The following is a 19,650-nucleotide window of genomic DNA, read 5'->3' as shown; positions in this document are numbered from 1 at the left end:
GAGGATAAGATAGATGTTAGGTTTAGTAAATCGAGTCGCATTTGAATTATTTGGTTTGCCGATTTATTGGTATGCGATCATTATCGTATCAGGCGTGATCATTGCTATGTGGTTAAGTACGAGAGAGGCGGTTCGTGTCGGGCTCAAGCCAGATGATGTGACTGATTTTATGTTGATTGGATTGCCAGTATCGATCATTGGTGCGCGGCTTTATTATATTCTATTTGACTTGCAATACTACATTGATGACCCGAGTCAAATTTTCAATATTCGGTCTGGTGGGATCGCTATCTACGGTGCATTGATTGCCGGGGGGATTTGGCTGTACTTTTTCTGCCAACGAAATTTTATTTCTCCCTGGACCTTTTTAGATATCGCTGCACCAAGTGTCCTATTGGCACAAGGCATCGGGCGTTGGGGCAACTTCATGAATCATGAAGCATTTGGAGCCGAAGTCAGCCGCTCCTTCTTAGAAAGTTTGTATATACCGAAATTTATTATCGATAATATGTATATCGACGAAGCGTATCGGCAGCCGACGTTTCTTTATGAATCGGTTTGGAATGTGATCGGATTTATCGTTTTGATTTTCTTGCGCAAGAAAACTGGGTTATTAAAAGAAGGCGAAGTTTTCTTGAGCTACTTAATTTGGTATGGGTTCGGACGCTTCTTTATTGAAGGAATGCGCACCGATAGTTTATACTTATTTGGGGATATCCGTGTGTCACAAGCACTTTCCGCTTTATTATTCTTTGGAGCGATTGGGCTATTGATCTGGCGTCGGAAAAACCAAACTTTAAAAGACTACAATCGCAGCTTTGGCAAAAACCAAACGATTATCTAAACAGTTATTTTATCGAAATTATGGTAAAATGATAAAGTGCATGAATTTGCGAAAAGGATAGAGGAGGTTTCCATAGTGAAACAGAAAATCGCCGTTTTAGGTCCCGGATCATGGGGGACTGCTTTGGCACAAGTCTTGTCTGAAAACGGACATGAAGTGACTATTTGGGGCAACAATCCCGCCCAAATCGATGAAATCAATACGTATCATACCAATCGGCATTATTTGCCTGATTTGAAATTACCTGAAAATATTTTAGGCTGCAAAAATCTAGAAGAGGCGATCCAAGGGGCAGATGCTGTCTTGTTTGTAGTACCAACCAAAGCGATTCGTGCCGTGGCACAAGAATTCACTAAGAAGACAACCGGTAAACCAGTCATCATCCATGCCTCAAAAGGATTAGAACAAGGCAGTCATAAACGAATCTCAGAAGTACTTGCCGAAGAGATCCCAGCAGATAAACGGCAAGAAATCGTTGTCCTGTCAGGACCATCACATGCCGAAGAAGTCGCTGTCCATGATATTACCACGATCACGGCAGCTTCAGAAAATGAATCGGCTGCTAAATATGTACAAGAGCTATTTATGAATGATTACTTTAGAATCTACACCAATAACGATGTGATCGGTGTCGAAACTGGCGCCGCGCTGAAAAACATCATCGCTATTGGTGCCGGAGCGATTGCTGGACTGGGCTTTGGGGATGATGCGAAGGCTGCGATCATGACCCGTGGGTTAGCAGAAATCAGTCGTCTCGGTGTGGCAATGGGTGCAAATCCATTAACCTTTATCGGATTGAGTGGTGTTGGCGATTTGATCGTCACGTGTACCAGTGTCCATTCGCGGAATTGGCGTGCCGGAAACCTATTAGGAAAAGGCCATAGCTTAGACGAAGTGTTAGACAATATGGGCATGATCGTTGAAGGAGTTTCAACCACCAAAGCTGCCCGCGAATTAGCAGAAGCTTTGTCAGTGGAAATGCCAATCACAGAAACGATTTATTCGGTCTTGTATGAAGGCAAAGACATCAAGCAAGCAGCTAAAGATATTATGCTGCGAGACGGCAAAGAAGAAAACGAATTTACGGTAGATCAATCATTATGATTAAAGGAGCGAGTCACATGAATGTCAAAAAAGCAGTTATCCCAGCAGCCGGTCTAGGTACCCGATTTTTACCAGCTACAAAGGCAATGGCAAAGGAAATGTTGCCGATCGTTGACAAACCAACGATCCAATTTATCGTGGAAGAAGCTTTACAATCAGGGATCGAAGATATTTTGATCGTAACAGGAAAAGCAAAGCGTCCGATCGAAGACCATTTCGATGCCAATTTAGAATTAGAGATGAATCTAAAAGAAAAAGGCAAGACAGAGCTTTTGAAATTAGTGGAAGAAACAACTGACGTAAATCTGCATTTCATTCGCCAATCTCATCCGAAAGGATTAGGCCATGCCGTATTACAGGCTCGGGCATTTGTCGGAAATGAACCGTTTGTAGTCATGCTAGGTGATGACTTGATGGAAGATCAAGTGCCATTGACGAAACAGCTGATCGATAATTATGAAAAAACGCATGCATCAACGATCGCTGTCATGGATGTTCCTCATGAAGATACATCAAAATACGGAATCATTGATCCTGGTATGGAAGTTGAAAAAGGTTTGTTCAATGTCAAAAACTTTGTTGAAAAACCAGCGCCAGAAAATGCGCCAAGTGATTTAGCAATTATTGGTCGCTACTTGCTGACCCCTGAAATTTTTGATATTTTAGCCAATCAGGAACCTGGTGCTGGCGGCGAGATCCAATTGACGGATGCCATCGACACATTAAACAAAACCCAACGCGTGTTTGCTCATCAATTTACCGGCAAGCGTTACGATGTAGGAGACAAATTTGGTTTCTTAAAAACAAGTATTGAGTATGGTTTAGTACACCCTGAAGTCAAGGACAACTTGAAAGAGTATTTGATCGAGTTAGGAAAAGAACTAGCTCCGGCTCAAAAAGAAGTCAAAGAAGCACCGAAAGAGTCAAAAAAATAACAAAAACTCCTAAACAAGGCAATTTCTGATGAAATTGCTTTGTTTTTTTATTATTTCCTGTTGAAAGCGGATAATTTTCTTAAAAATGCAGTCTTTTATTTGTAGAAAGTGCAGTGAAATGCTATTCTTAATATAAGTAAATGGGGAAAGGAGCCATTCTATGTCAGGAGGAGAACTAGCTGCATTGATTGCTGCGATCGCATTTGTCGTATTGGTCATTTTCGTCGTTCGTTTGTTGATGCAAGTCAGCAAGACAATGACCAAAGTAGACAAAACGGTCGAAGAAGCAAACACAACCATCCGTGTCATTACCAAAGACGTTGATATTCTTTCAAAAGAGGTTGAAGGTCTTTTGGTAAAAACGAATGAGCTTTTACAAGATGTGAACGGAAAAGTCGCAACCATCGATCCTTTGTTCACAGCAGTTGCAGATCTAAGTACCAGTGTTTCAGAACTAAATGTTTCTGGAAAAAATTTAATTACGCGCGTGGGTAGTCTTGGCCGGACCACTGCCAAAGCAACGGTAGCTGGAAAAGTCGGTCAAACAGCCATGAAATTTTTCAAAGACAAAAATAACCAAAAATAAAAGGAGGACTTTCAATGAGTAAAAAAGGCGGATTTTTATTAGGAGCAATCATCGGAGGAACAGCGGCAGCAGCAGCAGCACTTTTGTTGGCGCCAGAATCTGGTAAAACATTAAGAAATAAATTAGCAAAACAAGCAGACGATTTATTAGATAAAGCATCTGATTATGGTGATTTAGCCAAAGAAAGAAGTACGGATCTTGTCGATATCGCTAAAGATAAAGCAGCAAAATTAAGCGAGCAAGCATCTGACTTTACCGGTTCTTTAACAGCGAAAGTCGATGACTTAAAAGAAACAGCAGCTGGTTCATCAGAAGAAACCGTTGAAGAGTTAAAGAAACAAGCAGGTGATCTATCAGAACGCTTCAAAAAATCAGCAAGCGATGTGAAAGAAACAGCGAAAGATGCCAAAGAAGATGCAGATGATACAGTCCAAGATATCATCATTGATGCAAAATCTTCTGCAGCGGATATGAAACAAACCGTCAAAGAAGGGGCACAAGAAGCAAAACCTGTAGTTGAAGAAGCCAAAAAAGACGGTCAAGCAGCCGCAGCTGATTTGAAAAAAGAAGCTGGAAAAGCAGCGGATGATGCCAAAAAAACAGCGAAAGCAGAAACAAAAGAAGCTAAAGCTGACTTGGAAGATGCAAAAGAAGAATTAAAAGATACATTAGAAAAAAACAATCCTGAAGCATAAGCAAGGATACAAAATTTGATTACTTTAAAAGATAAAAACGTTCGCCAGTTAAATCGGCGAACGTTTTTTGTGACTTCAGTAGCTATTCGTTTGATGCTTGGGTGATTTCCCAATCGCAAAGTTGATAGATCCAATCCCGCAGTTGACTGAATGGAAACCCAATTCCCTCAGCGAGAGCAACGTTGATCGAATAAACAGGTGTACCATTGTAAGGGCCTTGATCACCTGTTTCTGAAAAGAGAGGGGAAAGACCGGTTTTTTCCGTTACGTATTGCAGCACTTCTTCTAAAGAAATCGTGCCTTTTGACGCACCGTTGATGGGTCCTGTGAAAGAGCTGGTACCTAAAAACGCTAAAAATTGGCCAGCTTCTTGGGCATCCACAAAGCCCATTTGATGCGTTAGATTATCGACAGCCATTGGCTTTTGCTTTATCAGATGGTCGATGTAAAAGGCAAAACGTTTTGTATAATCATCTGCACCGATCACGTAAGGAAAGCGGACAAAAACGGACGGAATCTGACTGTAGTTTTGGGTAAGAATCTCTTCAACGGTTCGTTTGCCTTCAGCATAATTGACTTCCTCAGAGCAGACAATTTTGACCGCTTCTTTGGCAGGGTCAAAATCCGTTTCTTTCAAATCGAAGTGCAGTTCATGATAGGCAGACATCGAACTAGTGACAATGTAGCGTTTGGGTGTGACATGACGCAGTAGAATCTCAATGTCGTTGGAAGTATAAGCAATATTGTCGTAAATAACATCATAGGTTTCTTGTGTCAACGTCGTTTTGATACTTTCTTCATCCGTGCGATCAAAGACAAGTCGGTTGACTTGATCGCCAAAAGAATCAGTCGTCTTCCCTCTGGTAGCGATCGTGACATCACAGCCTTGATCCACTAAAGATTGGACCAAATATTTACCGAAAAAACGCGTGCCGCCTAAAACTAACACTTTTTTACTCATAAGAACACTCCTTTTCATGTAATTACAACATATTGCGCCGTTTCATTAAAAGAATCAAGATAAAATCAACAATTCTTTTTTTGTTTTGGTAAATGGTACACAGCCATCTGCAGTGACATAGATGCAATCTTCAATACGAACACCGACTTGATCTGGCAAATAAATCCCTGGTTCGATAGAGAAGCACATGCCTTCTTCAATCACTAAATCATTGCCAGTGATCAAAGAGGGGAACTCATGAACCGTGGTCCCGATGCCATGACCTAAACGATGGTTGAAGTAGTCGCCATAGCCATAACCCGTAATCACATCACGAGCGATCTTGTCTAATTCTCCAGCGGTGATCCCAGGTTTGACCGCTGCTTGAGCCGCTAGTTCTGCTTCAAGAACGATGTCATAAATTTTTCTTTGTAATGCAGTCGGTTCTTTATAGGCAACCGTTCTGGTTGCATCGCTGCAATACCCTTTCCAGATGACTCCTAAATCAAATAAGACGAGTTCATTAGCAGTCACTTTGCGATCCCCAGGTACGCCATGAGGACTTGCTGCATTGGCACCAGCTAATACGGTCGTATCGAAGGACATATGGGAAACCCCACGTTTTTTCAACTCGTACTCAATTTCTGCCACGATTTCCATTTCGCTAACGCCTTCTTTGATGGCAGCAAACCCAACCTCAAAAGCAACATCTGCCCAGTTGCCAGCTTCTAGTAAGGTGTCAATCTCAGACGCGGTTTTTGTTAATTGCATTTTTTGAATCACCGGGGTCACATCTAAAGAAAAATCGGTTTTTGGCAAGAACCGTTTCAATGCTTCATAGCGCTCGACGGAAAGGTCATTTTTTTCTAATGCCAAGGAAGAAACCTCGTAACGAGAGGTCAATTCTTGGCAGATTTTCGCCCAAGGGTCTTCACTATCGAGATAACCGATAATGTCAAAGGGCCAGCCGCTATTTTTTGCTTCTTCTACTTCCAGAGCTGGTGTGAAAAGAAAGGGATCTTTTCCAGGTGCGACGAACAAAGCAAGGACCCGTTCATGAGGTTCACTTTTAAAACCAGAAAAATAAGCGATCGTTGCTGGATTAGAAATATAGGTAACATCGGCGCCATTGGTTTTCAACCAGGCATTTAACTCATTGATTTTTTTATCATTCATTTGATAAAACCTTCTTTCAAGTATTCTTTTTCTATTTTATCATGCTTTCGAAGAGAATAGGGGAGGGGAAAGTAGGAAATTGCTAAGTTTTCATGAAAACAAAATTAAAACGGTTGCAAATCCAGAAAAAATTTGCTATCCTAACAAAGAAATGTAAATAAGATTTTCTGAAAATAGAATAAGGGAGATATATCATGGAAAAACAAACAATTACGATTTATGATGTTGCACGGGAAGCGAATGTATCGATGGCAACTGTTTCGCGGGTAGTCAACGGAAATCCAAATGTAAAACCAGCAACTCGTAAGAAAGTGCTGGAAGTGATCGACCGCTTGGATTATCGTCCAAACGCAGTTGCTCGAGGGTTGGCAAGTAAAAAGACCACAACTGTTGGTGTTATCATTCCTGATGTCAGCAATATGTTCTTCTCATCACTTGCTCGTGGGATCGATGATGTAGCGACCATGTATAAATACAATATCATCTTAGCCAACTCTGATGGCGATACGATGAAAGAAGTCAACGTATTGAACAACTTGTTAGCAAAACAAGTGGACGGCGTTATCTTCATGGGTCATCGCATCACGGATGAAATTCGCGGGGAATTCTCTCGCTCAAAAACACCAGTCGTTTTAGCTGGTTCGATCGATCCTGATGAACAAGTAGGAAGTGTCAATATCGATTACACAGCAGCTGCCAAAGATGCTGTTTCATTATTGGCGAAAAACAATCAAAAAATCGCTTTTGTCAGCGGTGCTTTGATCGATCCAATCAATGGCCAAAACCGCTTGAAAGGCTATAAAGAAGCCTTGAAAGAAAACAACCTTGACTATTCTGAAGGGTTGATCTTTGAATCACCATACAGCTTTAAAGAAGGCTTAGCATTAGTTGATCGCATCATCAACAGTGGTGCAACAGCAGCTTATGTTACAGACGATGAGTTAGCCATCGGCGTCTTAGATGGTTTGTTAGACAAAGGCGTTAAAGTTCCTGAGGATTTCGAGATCATCACCAGCAACAACTCATTATTGGCTGAAGCAGCTCGTCCACGCTTATCAAGTGTGACGCAACCATTGTATGATATGGGTGCCGTTGCGATGCGTCTATTAACTAAAATGATGAACAAAGAAGATGTAGAACAAAAAACGATCGTCTTGCCTTACGGTATTTCAGAAAAAAGCTCTACGAAATAAGCAGCGATTTAATAAAAAGACTAGTGGAGCAACGCTTTGTTGTTCCACTTTTTGCTTCAACGATCGTTCGTGTGGGTAGAAAATCTATGGATTTTCTACCCACACTTTTTTTGTATAAAAAAACTGATCAGCACAAGGCTGATCAGTCATCATCATCATTTGTATTAGGTTGGTTATTTTATTGCTCGTCCTCGTCGTCATCATTTGCAGTAGGTGTAACATTGTTGGATGCGTTATTCGATGATGTATTCGACGAACGATTTGTTGAACGGCTAGAAGATGCTTTTTTCCAATAGTCAGCATAGTTTGCATCTGAACCACCGAGTCCAAATTTGAAATCGACCGTATCTGGTCCGCCAGTTGCCCAATAAGAAGTAACGGTACTACTTGGATTCGTATAGGTTCGATTATCGACTCGCACGGTTCCTCCTGGTTGGGTACCAGTAAACTTGGAAACTTGAGCTTTTTTGACATCACTAGAAAGTTCAAACTTCTGATTTACACCAAAGACTTCTTGGTTTGTTTGATAGATACGATTGATCAAGTAAGCCATGTAATTGGCTGTCCGAGTTCCTGCTGCACTATCGGTAGCTTTATTGTCATCCCGCCCTGACCAGCTGCTGATTGTGATCGATGGGGTGGAAACGACTAGCCAAGAGTCAGACCAATTATTGGTAGACCCAGTTTTACCGACCCAATCGGCATTCCCGAGGTTCCAATCTAATCCGCTGATAACCGATTTAAAGGAACTGGTTTTTTGCTCATCGATAACACTACGCATCATGTCGGTCATGATGGAAGCTGTCGCTTCAGAAAAGACTTGGACCGGTTTGGCTTCATGCTGATAAAGCACTTCGCCTTCATTATCCTTGATTGATTCGATGATGTAGCCTTGCTGATAGACACCGTTATTGGCAAATGTTTGGAAGCCATTTGTTTGATTCAACACTGTGACATCGGTAACCCCTAATGGCGCTGATTCATATGCCCAGCTGTTATCTTCAGGATAGCCCATTTTGCTCAAATAATTTGAATAGGCATAAAAATGATCGCCTTCTTTTTCCCACAGATCTTGGAAAATATTTGTCGCTGCGATATTACTGGATACTTCCAATGATTCGCGAATCGACATAAAAGTATTGGTTCCACGGTTTGTGGCATTGACGATCGGCTCACCGGCGTTTTCTCCTGTCCGCCATTTTGCGGCATAATCAGAAACCATTGATTCAGAGCCCATCAAGCCACTTTCGATCGCCGGTCCGTAAACCAGCATTGGTTTGATACTTGAACCTGCTTGGCGTTTAGCATCAAAGGCATGGTTGAATTGATTGTCAGCATAGTTACGACCACCAATAAAGCCTAATACTTTCCCGGTGGCATTGTCCATCATGACGTTGCCGACTTCGATGGTGGAGTCGCCCCAGTTGTCTAACATATAGCCGTATTTATCGACGGCATCTTGCATTGCATTATAAATATCTTTATCGATCGTTGATGTGACGGTATAGCCACCATTAACCAGTTTTTGCTGCGCCAATTCGAAGTATTTTTGGTAGGTTTCGTCTTTGGCATATTCTTCGTCACTGACATCATCTTCATCTGCCAGCTGTTTGGCAATAATGTCTTTTGCTTCATTTAACACAGTGTAATAAAGGAAGCTTTGATCCGTTTGTTCAATGGCTTCTTGTTTTTTGAAGTCTTGCTTCAAGTCATAATTAAGCGCCTCTTCGTATTCTTCTTTCGTAATATCGTGGTTACGATACATACTGAAGAGCACGAAGTCTTTCCGCTCTAAGCCAGCGGTCAAGTTTTCCTTGATCTCGCCCGTATTTGTATAAGGGCTGTAGACGATCGGGCTTTGTGGCAGACCCGCAATAAAGGCTGCTTGCGGTAAAGACAGGTCAGCTGCGTTAACGCCAAAAATTCCTTGCGCCGCTTCTTGCACACCTGCGATATTTTGCCCTTTATTGTTCCGGCCAAAAGGGGAGATGTTTAGATACATGGTGACGATCTCATCTTTATCGAAAAATTTCTCCACTTCCATGGCTAATAAAATCTCATTGGCTTTGCGTTTGAAGGTCGTTTCACTGGAAAGGATTTGTTGTTTCACCAGCTGCTGGGTCAAAGTGGAACCCCCGCTGCCGCCAAAGCCTGTCGCTTCGGATAATAACGCCCGCACGACTGCTTTTGGTACGACGCCATTATGAATATTAAAATATTCGTCCTCTGTTGCGATGATCGCTTTTTTCAAGTAGTCTGAAATTTGATCGGAATTAACCGACGTTCGCATCAGATCTGAGCGAATCGTTGCGATTTTACTGCCATCAGCGTATGCGAGTTGAGAAGTCTCTGTGATGTCGGTCAGTTCTTTCTGCAACTCATCTTTAGAAGGAGCTGCGGTATCTTCCACAAGAAAAGCAAAGTAGCCGGCACCGATCCCTAAAGCTAAAGAACCGCCTAGCACCAGTAAAGAAATAGCCACTAAGAACAAGGCATGTAAAACCCTAAGACTGATATTGAAATAGAACCAGCCTCTATTTTTGTTTTCTGTATTCTTTTGATTTTTCGTTTTCTGGGACAAAAAGAGTCACCTCAATAAATTAGAATAGATTCCGTGTAATTATAGCAAAAAACAAGGCGCTTGGGTAGCACCCTATCTGTTATCGAAAGAAGTGTGCGAGAAAATGCCAGTTGGTATTTGTATTGAACCAGCGATAATAAGGGAAAACGAACAGATTTGCCTAAAAGTTTCTTTTTTGGTAAAGGACTTTGAGAGAAAGACTTTTCATTGCCCTCTTTTTCAGTTAAGATGAACAATGAAGCAATTATTAGGAGGAGAAAGAATGAGTACAGACTTTTTTGAAGAACTAAAGCAACGCGGATTAGTTCATCAGACCACAGACGAAGCAGCCTTGACCAAACAATTAAATGAAGAGTCTGTGAAACTATATATCGGCTTTGATCCTACCGCAGATAGCCTGCATATTGGTCATTTATTGCCTATTTTGATGTTGCGCCGTTTCCAACAAAACGGACATGTGCCGATCGCATTAGTTGGTGGCGGTACAGGAATGATCGGTGACCCATCCTTTAAAGATCAAGAACGTCAATTAAACACATTAGATACCGTTTTGGAATGGTCACAAAGTATCAAAAGCCAATTATCTCGCTTTATTGATTTTGATGACCAAGAAAATCCTGCCATCATTGCCAATAACTATGAATGGTTAGGGGAATTGAAACTGATTGATTTCTTACGGGACACGGGGAAAAACTTTACCATCAACTACATGATGAGCAAAGAAAGTGTCAAACGTCGGATCGAAACAGGAATTTCCTACACGGAATTTGCATACCAGCTTTTACAAGCCTATGACTTTTTGAACCTTTACGACAACCACGGTTGCTTGTTGCAATTAGGTGGTAGCGATCAATGGGGGAATATCACTTCTGGAATCGAATTATTGCGTCGTGAGCGTGAAGTCCAAGGGTTCGGTTTGACTATGCCATTGATCACAAAAGCAGATGGAACGAAATTTGGGAAAACAGAAGGCAATGCGGTTTGGCTAGATGCCAAGAAAACAACGCCTTACGAGTTCTACCAATTCTGGATCAATACGGATGATCGTGATGCAGTCAAATTCTTGAAATATTTCACCTTCTTATCATTAGAAGAAATCGCTGCGATCGAAGCTGAATTTAACGCTGCACCAGAATCTCGAGCAGCACAAAAAGCTTTGGCAAAAGAAGTCACTACTTTGGTTCATGGGGCAGAGGCTTATGAACAAGCCGTACGCATCTCAGCAAGTTTATTCAGCGGCAATATCAAAGAATTGAACGCTGAAGAGATCGAACAAGGCTTTAAAGGGGTTCCTAGTCATCAGGTAACAGCGGATGATTCTTTGAACATCGTTGAAGTGTTGACGACTGCTAAAATCGAACCATCAAAACGTCAAGCAAGAGAAGACGTACAAAATGGGGCCATCTACATCAATGGGGAACGCGTCCAAGACCTAACGTACGAGATCCAAGCAAGTGATCGGATCGGTGGAAAATACGTCGTGATTCGTCGTGGCAAGAAAAAATATTTCTTATTAACATTTTAATCGCAAAAAGCGAACCGACCTGTTGGTTCGCTTTTTTTCAAATTTTTGTAGAGGAAGGGTCTTTGTTGGAATGGGAAATATAGTGTTGAATGCCGCCGGTTTATTTGCCATGATCTTCTTAGGGTATTTTCTTAAACGGCTAAATGTCCTTTCAAAAGCGGATGGCTCGATCTTATCCAAAATTATTTTGAATGTGACGTTACCGGCAGCAATCATTTTGAATTTAGCTTCAATGCAAGTACAAGTCAGTGCGCTTAGTTTGATTGTGATCGCTTTGATCATTACGGTCGTCCAGATCCTCTTCGCATTTTTCTTGACCAAAAAAGAATCGAACACGCTGCAACAGTTTGCTATGTACTGCGGGTCAGGCTTTAATATCGGCAATTTTGCAATTCCTTTTGCCCAAAGTTTTTATCCTTTAGGGATTCCACTGATTTCGCTGTTTGATATGGGGAACAGTATCATGTTGGCAGGGGGAACGACGATTTTCATCGAGTTCTTGATTGGAAAGCGGACGACGTTTGAACCAGGAAAAATCTTTTTGAATCTCCTGCGCTCGCCAACATTTACCATTTATCTAGTGATGCTGATTATCCGCAGTGCGGATTGGAGGATTCCCGAGTCAGCCTTGGCGCTCGTTCAGCCAATCGGGATCGCAAATACGTTTCTGTCCATGTTTATGATTGGCTTATTTTTGGATTTCCGCTTACCGAAGCACACTACGCCAACGGTAATCAAAATTTTAAGCTTACGCTACGGACTGGCTTTCGTGCTGTTCGCGGCTTTCTATGTTTTACCGATCCCAGTTTTATTAAAACCAGTACTTTGTTTGTTAGTGTTTGCTCCGATCCCTTTATTTGGGGTCATTAATTCCGTGATTGCTGGGATGGAGGAAGAGGCGGTGGGATTTGTTTCTTCCATTAGCTTTTTGATAAGTATGCCGCTAATGACGGGTGTCCTGATGTTATTTGGACTCGCTTGATAAAAAAATACGGCAATGAGCAAAATAATCGCTTTACAAGGTGCTTTTATCGATAATAGAGAAGACTAGATTTAGGAGGAAAAGAAAAATGTTGATTGGTTCACACGTTTCAATGAGCGGCAAAAAAATGCTTTTAGGAGCAGCAGAAGAGGCGGCTAGCTATCAAGCTACTACGTTTATGATCTATACCGGAGCTCCGCAAAACACGCGGCGCAAACCGATCGAAGAGATGCAGATCGCAGCTGGACAAGATTTTATGACGGAAAAGGGAATTTCGAATATCGTTGTCCATGCCCCTTACATCATTAATTTAGGTAATACCATCAAACCAGAAAACTTTGGCTTTGCCGTTTCGTTCTTACAAGAAGAAATCCAACGAGCCCAAGCTTTAGGTGCAACTCAAATCACGTTGCACCCCGGTGCCCATGTCGGTGCAGGACCCGAAGCTGGGATCAAGCAGATCATTAAAGGCTTGAACGAGGTCCTTGAAAAAAATCAAACCGCCCAGATCGCATTAGAAACAATGGCAGGTAAAGGCACCGAGATTGGTCGCAGCTTTGAAGAATTGGCAGCAATTATCGATGGCGTTACCTTAAATGAAAAATTATCCGTTACACTAGATACTTGTCACACGAATGATGCCGGCTACAATGTCAAAGAAGACTTTGACGGCGTCTTAAACGAGTTTGACAAAATCATCGGATTGGATCGCTTGAAGGTCATCCATGTCAATGATTCAAAAAATCCACAGGGCAGCCACAAAGACCGACATGCGAACATTGGTTTTGGCACGATCGGCTTTGAAGCCTTGAATAAGATCGTTCATCATGAGCAATTATCAGCGTTACCAAAAATTTTGGAAACACCGTATGTCGGCGAAGACAAAAAGAACAAAAAAGCCCCTTATGGCTATGAAATCGCGATGCTGCGGGAAAAGAACTTTGATCCTGAGCTATTAACAAAAATCATGGCGGGTGCTTAAACGGTTCATTTAACTATGAACCAGCTTATTTTGGAGGAAGAAAAATGGACTTTCAGTTGCTGATCGATGCCGCGAAACAAAAACTGGGATTCAGACAGCTCTCTCAATTTGCAGAAGCAGGGAGTGTCGCGGCAGCTCTGGCTACTGCAGATGGACAGATTTATACAGGGATCTGTATCGATACCAGCTGTTCCATGGGTTTTTGCGCCGAACAAGCTGCGGCTGCGCAAATGATCACCGATGAGCAGCAGCGGGTGTTACAGATGGTTGCAATCAATTCGGCAGGTGAGCCGATCCCACCTTGTGGTCGTTGCCGTGAATTCATCAGCCAGCTGGATCCTGCCAACCACAACACGCAGGTCATGATCGCAGCAGGAAAAATCATGACGATAGAAGAGCTGTTGCCTTTTGATTGGAAAGCATCAAAATAAAAAGAGATTTAGCCCCTTAGACCGCTCTGTTCTAAGGGGCATCTTTGTTTTATCGATCCAATGGACGATCAACATGTTTAGATAAAAAAACTCCTCAACCAGCAATAGTGCTTTGTTGAGGAGTTGATCGATAGCAATGATTAGAATTTTTTCGCAGCTGCTGCTACGCGTTCTAAACCTTCAGCAATGATTTCTGCTGTTTTAGAAGGATCTGCATTGTGACCTTCGATGATTACTTCTTCTGTGATGTTCATGCCGAACATACCACCGAAAACTTTTTCCATAAAGGTTACAGCGTTTTCCATTGCGCTCATTTCGCCTGAGTAAACACCACCACGGGCATTCAGTAGAACGATTTCTTTGTCTTTCAACAATTGGTTCATTGAACCATCTTCGTTATAAGAGAAAGTAAAGCCAGCTTGGAAGATATAGTCGATGAATGTGTGCAAAGCTGCTGGGATCGTTAGGTTCCACATTGGGAAAGCGAAAACGATGGTATCTGCTGCTGCGAATTTGTTCATCACATCTTGACGGACAGTCATCAATTCTTGTTCTTCTTGGTTTAATTCTTGTTCTTGTGAAAGTTTGCCAAATGCTTCAAATAACGTTTGACCGATATAAGGCATTGGTTGTGCGTACACATCAAAGGTTACAACGTCCACATTGTTCGTATCAAGATTTTCAACGAACGTATCAAACATTTTTGCAGATACTCCATCAGGACGGTTATTGGCTTTAACAACTAAAATATTTTTCATTTTTTTCCACCTTTACTTTAAGTAAGTTTTAATCACAAAACGTAGTATACTATAAAATAATTTTGCTTACAATAAATAAGTGTACTTTTTTTAAAAAAGCTGGAATTTTGCAGTATTTTTCACGTAGTTTTGGTAAACTTTAGAGAAAACAGGAGGGGTTCTATGAAAATATTCGTGGTCGAAGATGACAAATCGTTAGTCAAAATGATGGAAAATCAATTATCCCGCTATGCGTATCAAACCTTTGTTCCAGAAAATTTCGCTGCGGTTTTAGCTGAATTTTTGCTGATCCAACCTGATTTGGTTTTGTTAGATGTCAATCTGCCTTATTATGATGGGTTTTATTGGTGCCAAAAAATCAGGGAACATTCATTGGTTCCAATTCTCTTCATCTCCGCACGTGACGGCAATATGGACCAAGTGATGGCATTAGAATACGGTGCTGATGATTATCTGGTCAAACCTTTTTCTTATGACTTGCTGCTGGCTAAAGTGAAGAGCCATATTCGCAGAGTCTATGGGGATTATGCACAGTCTGATCGGGCGAGAAGCTTGAAAGCTGGCGAATTGACCTATTATCCGGAAGCGTTGAAGATGGTCTATCGTGAAGCCAGTGAATGGCTGACTGTTCGAGAAGGAGAATTATTGACCCTTTTAATGTCAGCGCACCCAGAAATGGTCAAACGGGAACGGATTTTAAATCTATTATGGGATGATGAGCGTTTTGTTGATGACAATACGCTTTCTGTCAATGTTGGCCGTTTGCGAAAAAAATTGGCGGCAATGGGCATCAATGATCCGATCCAAACGATTCGCGGAAAGGGTTACGCCTTATCGGTAGTAGGTACAGAAGAATGAGAGCATATGTAAGTGTTCATTTACCTAAACTACTCGTTACCTTCCTAGCCATTTCATTGTTCGTTTTAGTGATTTGGTTGGATGGCTATCGAAATTACCTCGTGATTGGTTATGGTCTGCTTCTATTCGGGCTGTTCATTGTTCTTGTTTATTTGGCAGATTACCTTTCCAATACTACGTTTTATCATTATATCAAGCATGGAAGAGCGACACACCGAAGCAATGGCTACCTTTCCAGGCAATGGCGCAAGCAGTTCGATGGACAAGAGCAGCATGAGCAAGAGCGGCTGACAGAATTAGATCAGCACCATCAAAATCATATTCGTTTCATGAATATCTGGGTTCATCAAATGAAAACACCTGTCTCAGTTTTGGCGCTAATGGCTGAAAGTGAAGAAGTCGATAGCTATGATCTTTTGGCTGAAACAGATCGCTTAAAAAGTGGCTTGGCGACTGCGCTGAATTTTGTGCGCTTGGAAGATTTCACGGAGGACTTCGTTATCGAGTCAGCCTCACTGTTGGAATTGTTAAAACACAGTATCGGTGACCAGAAGCGGAATTTCATTCGCAGTGAAGTCTATCCGAAGCTGATGAGTGAAGCAGATATCACGGTGACAACAGATAAAAAATGGCTAGGTATTTTGCTCTTTCAGCTCATCAGCAACGCCGTCAAGTACTCAAAGCCAGACAGTAAGGTCTATTTTGAGATCGATCCTTTTTCTAGAAAATTGACGATCTCAGATGAAGGGTGCGGAATTGCAGAAGCGGATCTGCCAAGGGTTTTTCGCCCCTTTTATACAGGTCAGAATGGTCGGCAAACAGGCGAGGCAACTGGAATCGGACTTTACTTAGTCGAAACGATCAGCAAGCAATTGGATATCGATATCGCTTTGGTCTCTAAGGAGAATCTAGGCACGACGGTTACATTAACGTTTCGGACGTAAAGACTTTCTTACAATTTTGTAAGCTTTCTATCATGAAATCGATAACTGATTGCGGTGCCGCCTGCTAAACTGGTAGCAAAGGAGTGAAGATGATGGCTTTACTAGAATTGAAAAATGTATCGAAAACCTATACAGGGGAAGTGTCTGTTGAGGTTTTACAGCAAATCGATCTCAAAGTGCCAGAAGGAGAATTTATCAGCATTATGGGTCCATCTGGCAGTGGCAAGACCACCATGCTGAATTTGGTGGCAACATTGGATAAACCGACTTCAGGTTCGGTGATCATCAAGGGCGAGCAGCCCCTAGAATTATCTAAGCAAAAACTCGCGGAGTTTCGTCGTCGGCAACTAGGTTTTGTTTTTCAAAACTACAATTTACTTTCGCCATTGAGCGTGCTTGAGAATGTGATTTTACCACTGACATTGGATCGGGTGCCGGTTCTTGAGATGAAAGAACGTTCGGAACAGCTATTACGTGAGCTTGGGATCTATGAGAAAAAAGACAAACGCATCTATCAGCTTTCCGGTGGAGAGCAGCAGAGAGTTGCGATTGCTAGAGCTTTGATCCATCAACCGGAATTGCTTTTAGCAGATGAACCGACGGGCAATCTTGATTCAAAGGCAGCACGAGATGTCATGGAAATACTAAGTCAGATGAACAAGCAACTTAAGGTCACCACCATGATGGTCACCCATGATCCTTATTCTGCCAGCTTTTCTGATCGGGTCGTTTTCATCAAAGATGGAAAGCTGTATAACGAAGTCTATCGCGGGGCTGATCAACAGCAATTTTATCAAAAAATTCTTGAAGTCCTAGCACATTTAGGAGGTCGCCGTCATGAATTTCAGACAGTTGATCATTCGTAATCTGCGGGGGAATTTTCGAACCTATGCGGCCTACTTCGTCAGTAGCGCCTTTGCGGCGATGGTGTTTTATATCTTTAGTCTTTTGCTCTTTCATCCGCAATTGGAAGAAAATTTGTCCAATAGCGGTACACTTTCAGAATTGGCGAAGGTCGGTCTATCCGTCGCACTTGTGGTGATCGCTTTACTGTCGCTGTTGTTTTTATGGTATACATTTGTGGTCTTTTTAAAACGACGCAAACGTGATCTGGCAATCTACTTGATTTTGGGGATCGAAGAAAAAGATCTGCGAAAGATTTTGTTTGTCGAAAATGCCCTTTTAGGAACCTGTGCCACAGTGACCGGTATTGGGTTAGGGATTTTATTGACGAAATTATTGCTGCTGATTGCGCAAAATGTCATGTATCTAACAGAAGGACTGAAATTTATGGTTCCTATGGAAGGTTTAGGATTGACCTTTGGGATCTATGTCTTTATTTTTCTCTTGATCTCCTTTTTCAGTACCCGCGCCTTGCAAGGAGAACAGATCATCTCATTGATCAAGGAAAATGAAAAGCCACGTCCTGAACCAAAAAGCCATTGGGCATTGGCTTTTTCAGGAATTGTGCTGTTACTAATTGGCTATGGATCGGTCTTTTATTTTAGCTACCAAACGTACTCGATGCTGCCGCTTATGCTAGGAGTCTTGTTGACTGTTGCGGGCACGATTTTGTCATTCCATCAGTTCAGCGTATTTCTATTGAAACGATTAAAGAAACGCCCGACCTTCTTACGAGGGACTCGGATGCTGACTATCAGCGAATGGATTTTTCGCATGCGAGACAATGCGGCGATGTATAGTCTGATTGCTATTAGTACCTCCGTGGCATTCGTTGGGATTTCCGTGATGCTGGCGATTGGCAGTTCTTCTTTTTCTTCGATCCAAGGAATTAGTGTAGCCTATGTATTTCCGTGGTCTGGGCCAGAAGACCTCGATCATACCGAGGGAAAAGTAAACGAAATTAAAACTGCTATAGAAGAAAAAGGGTATGCGCCTGTAACGGATAGTGTTTCCTTACTATGGGCATATGCGAATCTTGATGAATCTGCAGTTACGAATGATTCATTCTATACGACGAATGGCTTTTCAATTATGCGAGAAAGCGACTATCAGAAAATGATGAAACAAATTGGTGAGGAAGCTGATTCTGTTGCAGATAATCAAATAATGACACTTAGTGCTAATTATTCACGTCGAAAACAGCTTCTAGAAGTCCCTGAGAACGAACGTACAAGTATCTATCCAATCGAATTGGGATCAGAGACCGGTATAAAAAAAGATGTTACGATTGTCCACAGTCCCTCAATGCTTTCTCTGGATTACTTTGGACTGTCAGTTGTGACAGATAAAACCTTTGAGGAGTGGCAAGCCCTCTTGCAAAAATCCACCGACGATATGGAATCTGGTTTTATTTGGTTAGACTATCCAGAATGGGCTGAAACACCTGAATTGGTATCTGATTTCAATGGGGATTTAGATAAAGAAAATGCCTTGATCGATCAGCAATACGAAGAGCTCAGTCAGGAGTTTGAAGCCAAAGGTGACTATACGGATGAAGAGTGGTCAGAAGCGGCAAAAGACATTCCGATGCGTACGTCTTATACCTCGAAATACCAAGTTTTCCAAGAAAATCGTCAGGGAAATGGCATCATTTTAATGATCACGGTATTACTGGGTTCGGTTTTCTTTATTTTCTCCGCTTCGATTATCTATTTCCGTTTATTTGCAGATTTAGATAAAGATGGGGCGTACCATCGTTCCTTGCATATTTTAGGTGTGTCGCCGAAGGAGCGGCACAAAGTTCTGCGACGCCAGCTGCAAGTAATGTACTTCTTGCCAACAGTCGTTGCAATGATCCATTTCGCGGTAGCGATGACCGCTTTGCGTATCTTAGTAGAATTGCCTGTTTGGCAATACTACGGTGTGATCGCTAGTCTCTTTTTGATTTTTCAAATCGTTTTTTACTTGATTTGTCAATATCGATACTTCCAGCAAATTGATAGGATCGCCGATCCTACAGAGTAATTTATTCTTCAAGCCAAATCTCTTTCAGTTTGTACTGATTGGGATTTGGCTTTTTATTAGCTAGTTTGTCTAAATTTCTATCCATGAAGCCTTTTAATTGTGCAAATCATTGAAAAGCAGATAAAATTAAGTAACGCTCATTTTGTCAAACAAACGAAGAGACACTGTTAGAACACGACAACTGTCAG

At 41.8% G+C, this 19,650-nt stretch carries 18 protein-coding genes; 14 read left to right on the top strand and 4 right to left on the bottom strand.

Features of this window, described 5'->3' with window-relative positions:
• Positions 1-13 precede the first annotated feature (13 nt).
• The 5 genes from lgt (at position 14) to IGJ42_RS09670 (ending at position 4,164) form a co-directional block, all read left to right on the top strand.
• A complete protein-coding gene (gene lgt / locus IGJ42_RS09690) occupies positions 14-844 on the top strand; it encodes a prolipoprotein diacylglyceryl transferase (RefSeq protein WP_005235390.1) in 831 nt (276 codons plus the stop codon).
• Positions 845-919: 75 nt separating this feature from the next.
• Entirely contained in the window at positions 920-1,948 is a 1,029-nt protein-coding gene (locus IGJ42_RS09685; RefSeq protein ID WP_008378474.1) for an NAD(P)H-dependent glycerol-3-phosphate dehydrogenase, read from the top strand.
• A gap of 17 nt (positions 1,949-1,965) precedes the next feature.
• The gene (gene galU / locus IGJ42_RS09680) at positions 1,966-2,883 is read left to right on the top strand and encodes a UTP--glucose-1-phosphate uridylyltransferase GalU (protein ID WP_008378473.1); all 918 of its coding nucleotides are present in this window, start codon (positions 1,966-1,968) and stop codon (positions 2,881-2,883) included.
• Positions 2,884-3,043: 160 nt separating this feature from the next.
• Positions 3,044-3,469 (top strand): DUF948 domain-containing protein, encoded by a 426-nt coding sequence (locus IGJ42_RS09675; RefSeq protein ID WP_005235398.1) that lies wholly within the window; start codon positions 3,044-3,046, stop codon positions 3,467-3,469.
• Positions 3,470-3,483: 14 nt separating this feature from the next.
• Complete coding sequence (locus IGJ42_RS09670; protein WP_005235400.1) at positions 3,484-4,164, top strand: YtxH domain-containing protein; 681 nt, start codon at positions 3,484-3,486, stop codon at positions 4,162-4,164.
• Between the two features lie 82 nt (positions 4,165-4,246).
• Here the strand turns inward: IGJ42_RS09670 and IGJ42_RS09665 are convergent, their stop codons facing one another.
• Positions 4,247-5,125 carry an NAD-dependent epimerase/dehydratase family protein gene (locus tag IGJ42_RS09665; protein WP_086299372.1) on the bottom strand — a complete coding sequence of 293 codons (879 nt, stop codon included), beginning with the start codon at positions 5,123-5,125 and terminating at the stop codon, positions 4,247-4,249.
• Between the two features lie 54 nt (positions 5,126-5,179).
• Complete coding sequence (locus tag IGJ42_RS09660) at positions 5,180-6,280, bottom strand: M24 family metallopeptidase (RefSeq protein ID WP_008378471.1); 1,101 nt, start codon at positions 6,278-6,280, stop codon at positions 5,180-5,182.
• Between the two features lie 194 nt (positions 6,281-6,474).
• Between IGJ42_RS09660 and ccpA the strand changes: the two genes are divergently transcribed.
• Complete coding sequence (gene ccpA, locus IGJ42_RS09655; RefSeq protein ID WP_008378470.1) at positions 6,475-7,473, top strand: catabolite control protein A; 999 nt, start codon at positions 6,475-6,477, stop codon at positions 7,471-7,473.
• 178 nt (positions 7,474-7,651) lie between these two features.
• Here ccpA and IGJ42_RS09650 read toward each other — a convergent pair whose 3' ends face one another.
• Entirely contained in the window at positions 7,652-10,054 is a 2,403-nt protein-coding gene (locus IGJ42_RS09650) for a transglycosylase domain-containing protein (RefSeq protein WP_086299374.1), read from the bottom strand.
• Between the two features lie 262 nt (positions 10,055-10,316).
• Between IGJ42_RS09650 and tyrS the strand changes: the two genes are divergently transcribed.
• The 4 genes from tyrS (at position 10,317) to IGJ42_RS09630 (ending at position 13,974) form a co-directional block, all read left to right on the top strand.
• The gene (gene tyrS, locus IGJ42_RS09645; RefSeq protein ID WP_008378466.1) at positions 10,317-11,579 is read left to right on the top strand and encodes a tyrosine--tRNA ligase; all 1,263 of its coding nucleotides are present in this window, start codon (positions 10,317-10,319) and stop codon (positions 11,577-11,579) included.
• 70 nt (positions 11,580-11,649) lie between these two features.
• A complete protein-coding gene (locus tag IGJ42_RS09640; RefSeq protein ID WP_005235411.1) occupies positions 11,650-12,561 on the top strand; it encodes an AEC family transporter in 912 nt (303 codons plus the stop codon).
• Between the two features lie 88 nt (positions 12,562-12,649).
• Positions 12,650-13,543 carry a deoxyribonuclease IV gene (locus IGJ42_RS09635; RefSeq protein WP_008378462.1) on the top strand — a complete coding sequence of 298 codons (894 nt, stop codon included), beginning with the start codon at positions 12,650-12,652 and terminating at the stop codon, positions 13,541-13,543.
• A 44-nt stretch (positions 13,544-13,587) separates the two neighbouring features.
• Positions 13,588-13,974 (top strand): cytidine deaminase family protein, encoded by a 387-nt coding sequence (locus IGJ42_RS09630; RefSeq protein WP_430615278.1) that lies wholly within the window; start codon positions 13,588-13,590, stop codon positions 13,972-13,974.
• Positions 13,975-14,114: 140 nt separating this feature from the next.
• Here the strand turns inward: IGJ42_RS09630 and IGJ42_RS09625 are convergent, their stop codons facing one another.
• Entirely contained in the window at positions 14,115-14,732 is a 618-nt protein-coding gene (locus tag IGJ42_RS09625; protein ID WP_005225804.1) for an FMN-dependent NADH-azoreductase, read from the bottom strand.
• A 162-nt stretch (positions 14,733-14,894) separates the two neighbouring features.
• Here IGJ42_RS09625 and IGJ42_RS09620 point away from each other — a divergent pair, with 162 nt between their 5' ends.
• From IGJ42_RS09620 to IGJ42_RS09605, 4 genes are all read left to right on the top strand, one after another.
• Positions 14,895-15,590: a response regulator transcription factor gene (locus tag IGJ42_RS09620; RefSeq protein WP_008378457.1), complete on the top strand. Its 696-nt coding sequence runs from the start codon at positions 14,895-14,897 to the stop codon at positions 15,588-15,590.
• Positions 15,587-16,534 carry a sensor histidine kinase gene (locus tag IGJ42_RS09615; RefSeq protein WP_086332453.1) on the top strand — a complete coding sequence of 316 codons (948 nt, stop codon included), beginning with the start codon at positions 15,587-15,589 and terminating at the stop codon, positions 16,532-16,534. Before IGJ42_RS09620 ends, IGJ42_RS09615 begins: the two co-directional genes overlap by 4 nt.
• 89 nt (positions 16,535-16,623) lie before the next feature.
• The gene (locus IGJ42_RS09610; RefSeq protein WP_008378452.1) at positions 16,624-17,400 is read left to right on the top strand and encodes an ABC transporter ATP-binding protein; all 777 of its coding nucleotides are present in this window, start codon (positions 16,624-16,626) and stop codon (positions 17,398-17,400) included.
• Entirely contained in the window at positions 17,372-19,462 is a 2,091-nt protein-coding gene (locus tag IGJ42_RS09605; protein ID WP_429946699.1) for an ABC transporter permease, read from the top strand. Before IGJ42_RS09610 ends, IGJ42_RS09605 begins: the two co-directional genes overlap by 29 nt.
• The last annotated feature ends 188 nt before the right edge of the window (positions 19,463-19,650 follow it).

Source organism: Enterococcus sp. DIV1067f (assembly GCF_050543505.1).
Classification (GTDB): Bacteria; Bacillota; Bacilli; order Lactobacillales; family Enterococcaceae; genus Enterococcus_D; species Enterococcus_D entomosocium.
Note: the sequence above shows the minus strand (reverse complement) of the source record. Positions and strands in the feature narration are given on the sequence as shown.

Bases quoted from the DNA above. Each gene is read 5' to 3' on its own strand.
- IGJ42_RS09625 (WP_005225804.1), bottom strand. From the start codon at position 14,732: ATGAAAAATATTTTAGTTGTTAAAGCCAATAACCGTCCTGATGGAGTA.
- lgt (WP_005235390.1), top strand. From the start codon at position 14: ATGTTAGGTTTAGTAAATCGAGTCGCATTTGAATTATTTGGTTTGCCG.
- IGJ42_RS09660 (WP_008378471.1), bottom strand. From the start codon at position 6,280: ATGAATGATAAAAAAATCAATGAGTTAAATGCCTGGTTGAAAACCAAT.
- ccpA (WP_008378470.1), top strand. From the start codon at position 6,475: ATGGAAAAACAAACAATTACGATTTATGATGTTGCACGGGAAGCGAAT.
- IGJ42_RS09675 (WP_005235398.1), top strand. From the start codon at position 3,044: ATGTCAGGAGGAGAACTAGCTGCATTGATTGCTGCGATCGCATTTGTC.
- IGJ42_RS09670 (WP_005235400.1), top strand. From the start codon at position 3,484: ATGAGTAAAAAAGGCGGATTTTTATTAGGAGCAATCATCGGAGGAACA.
- IGJ42_RS09620 (WP_008378457.1), top strand. From the start codon at position 14,895: ATGAAAATATTCGTGGTCGAAGATGACAAATCGTTAGTCAAAATGATG.
- IGJ42_RS09630 (WP_430615278.1), top strand. From the start codon at position 13,588: ATGGACTTTCAGTTGCTGATCGATGCCGCGAAACAAAAACTGGGATTC.
- IGJ42_RS09605 (WP_429946699.1), top strand. From the start codon at position 17,372: ATGAATTTCAGACAGTTGATCATTCGTAATCTGCGGGGGAATTTTCGA.
- IGJ42_RS09615 (WP_086332453.1), top strand. From the start codon at position 15,587: ATGAGAGCATATGTAAGTGTTCATTTACCTAAACTACTCGTTACCTTC.
- IGJ42_RS09635 (WP_008378462.1), top strand. From the start codon at position 12,650: ATGTTGATTGGTTCACACGTTTCAATGAGCGGCAAAAAAATGCTTTTA.
- galU (WP_008378473.1), top strand. From the start codon at position 1,966: ATGAATGTCAAAAAAGCAGTTATCCCAGCAGCCGGTCTAGGTACCCGA.
- IGJ42_RS09665 (WP_086299372.1), bottom strand. From the start codon at position 5,125: ATGAGTAAAAAAGTGTTAGTTTTAGGCGGCACGCGTTTTTTCGGTAAA.
- tyrS (WP_008378466.1), top strand. From the start codon at position 10,317: ATGAGTACAGACTTTTTTGAAGAACTAAAGCAACGCGGATTAGTTCAT.
- IGJ42_RS09640 (WP_005235411.1), top strand. From the start codon at position 11,650: ATGGGAAATATAGTGTTGAATGCCGCCGGTTTATTTGCCATGATCTTC.
- IGJ42_RS09610 (WP_008378452.1), top strand. From the start codon at position 16,624: ATGATGGCTTTACTAGAATTGAAAAATGTATCGAAAACCTATACAGGG.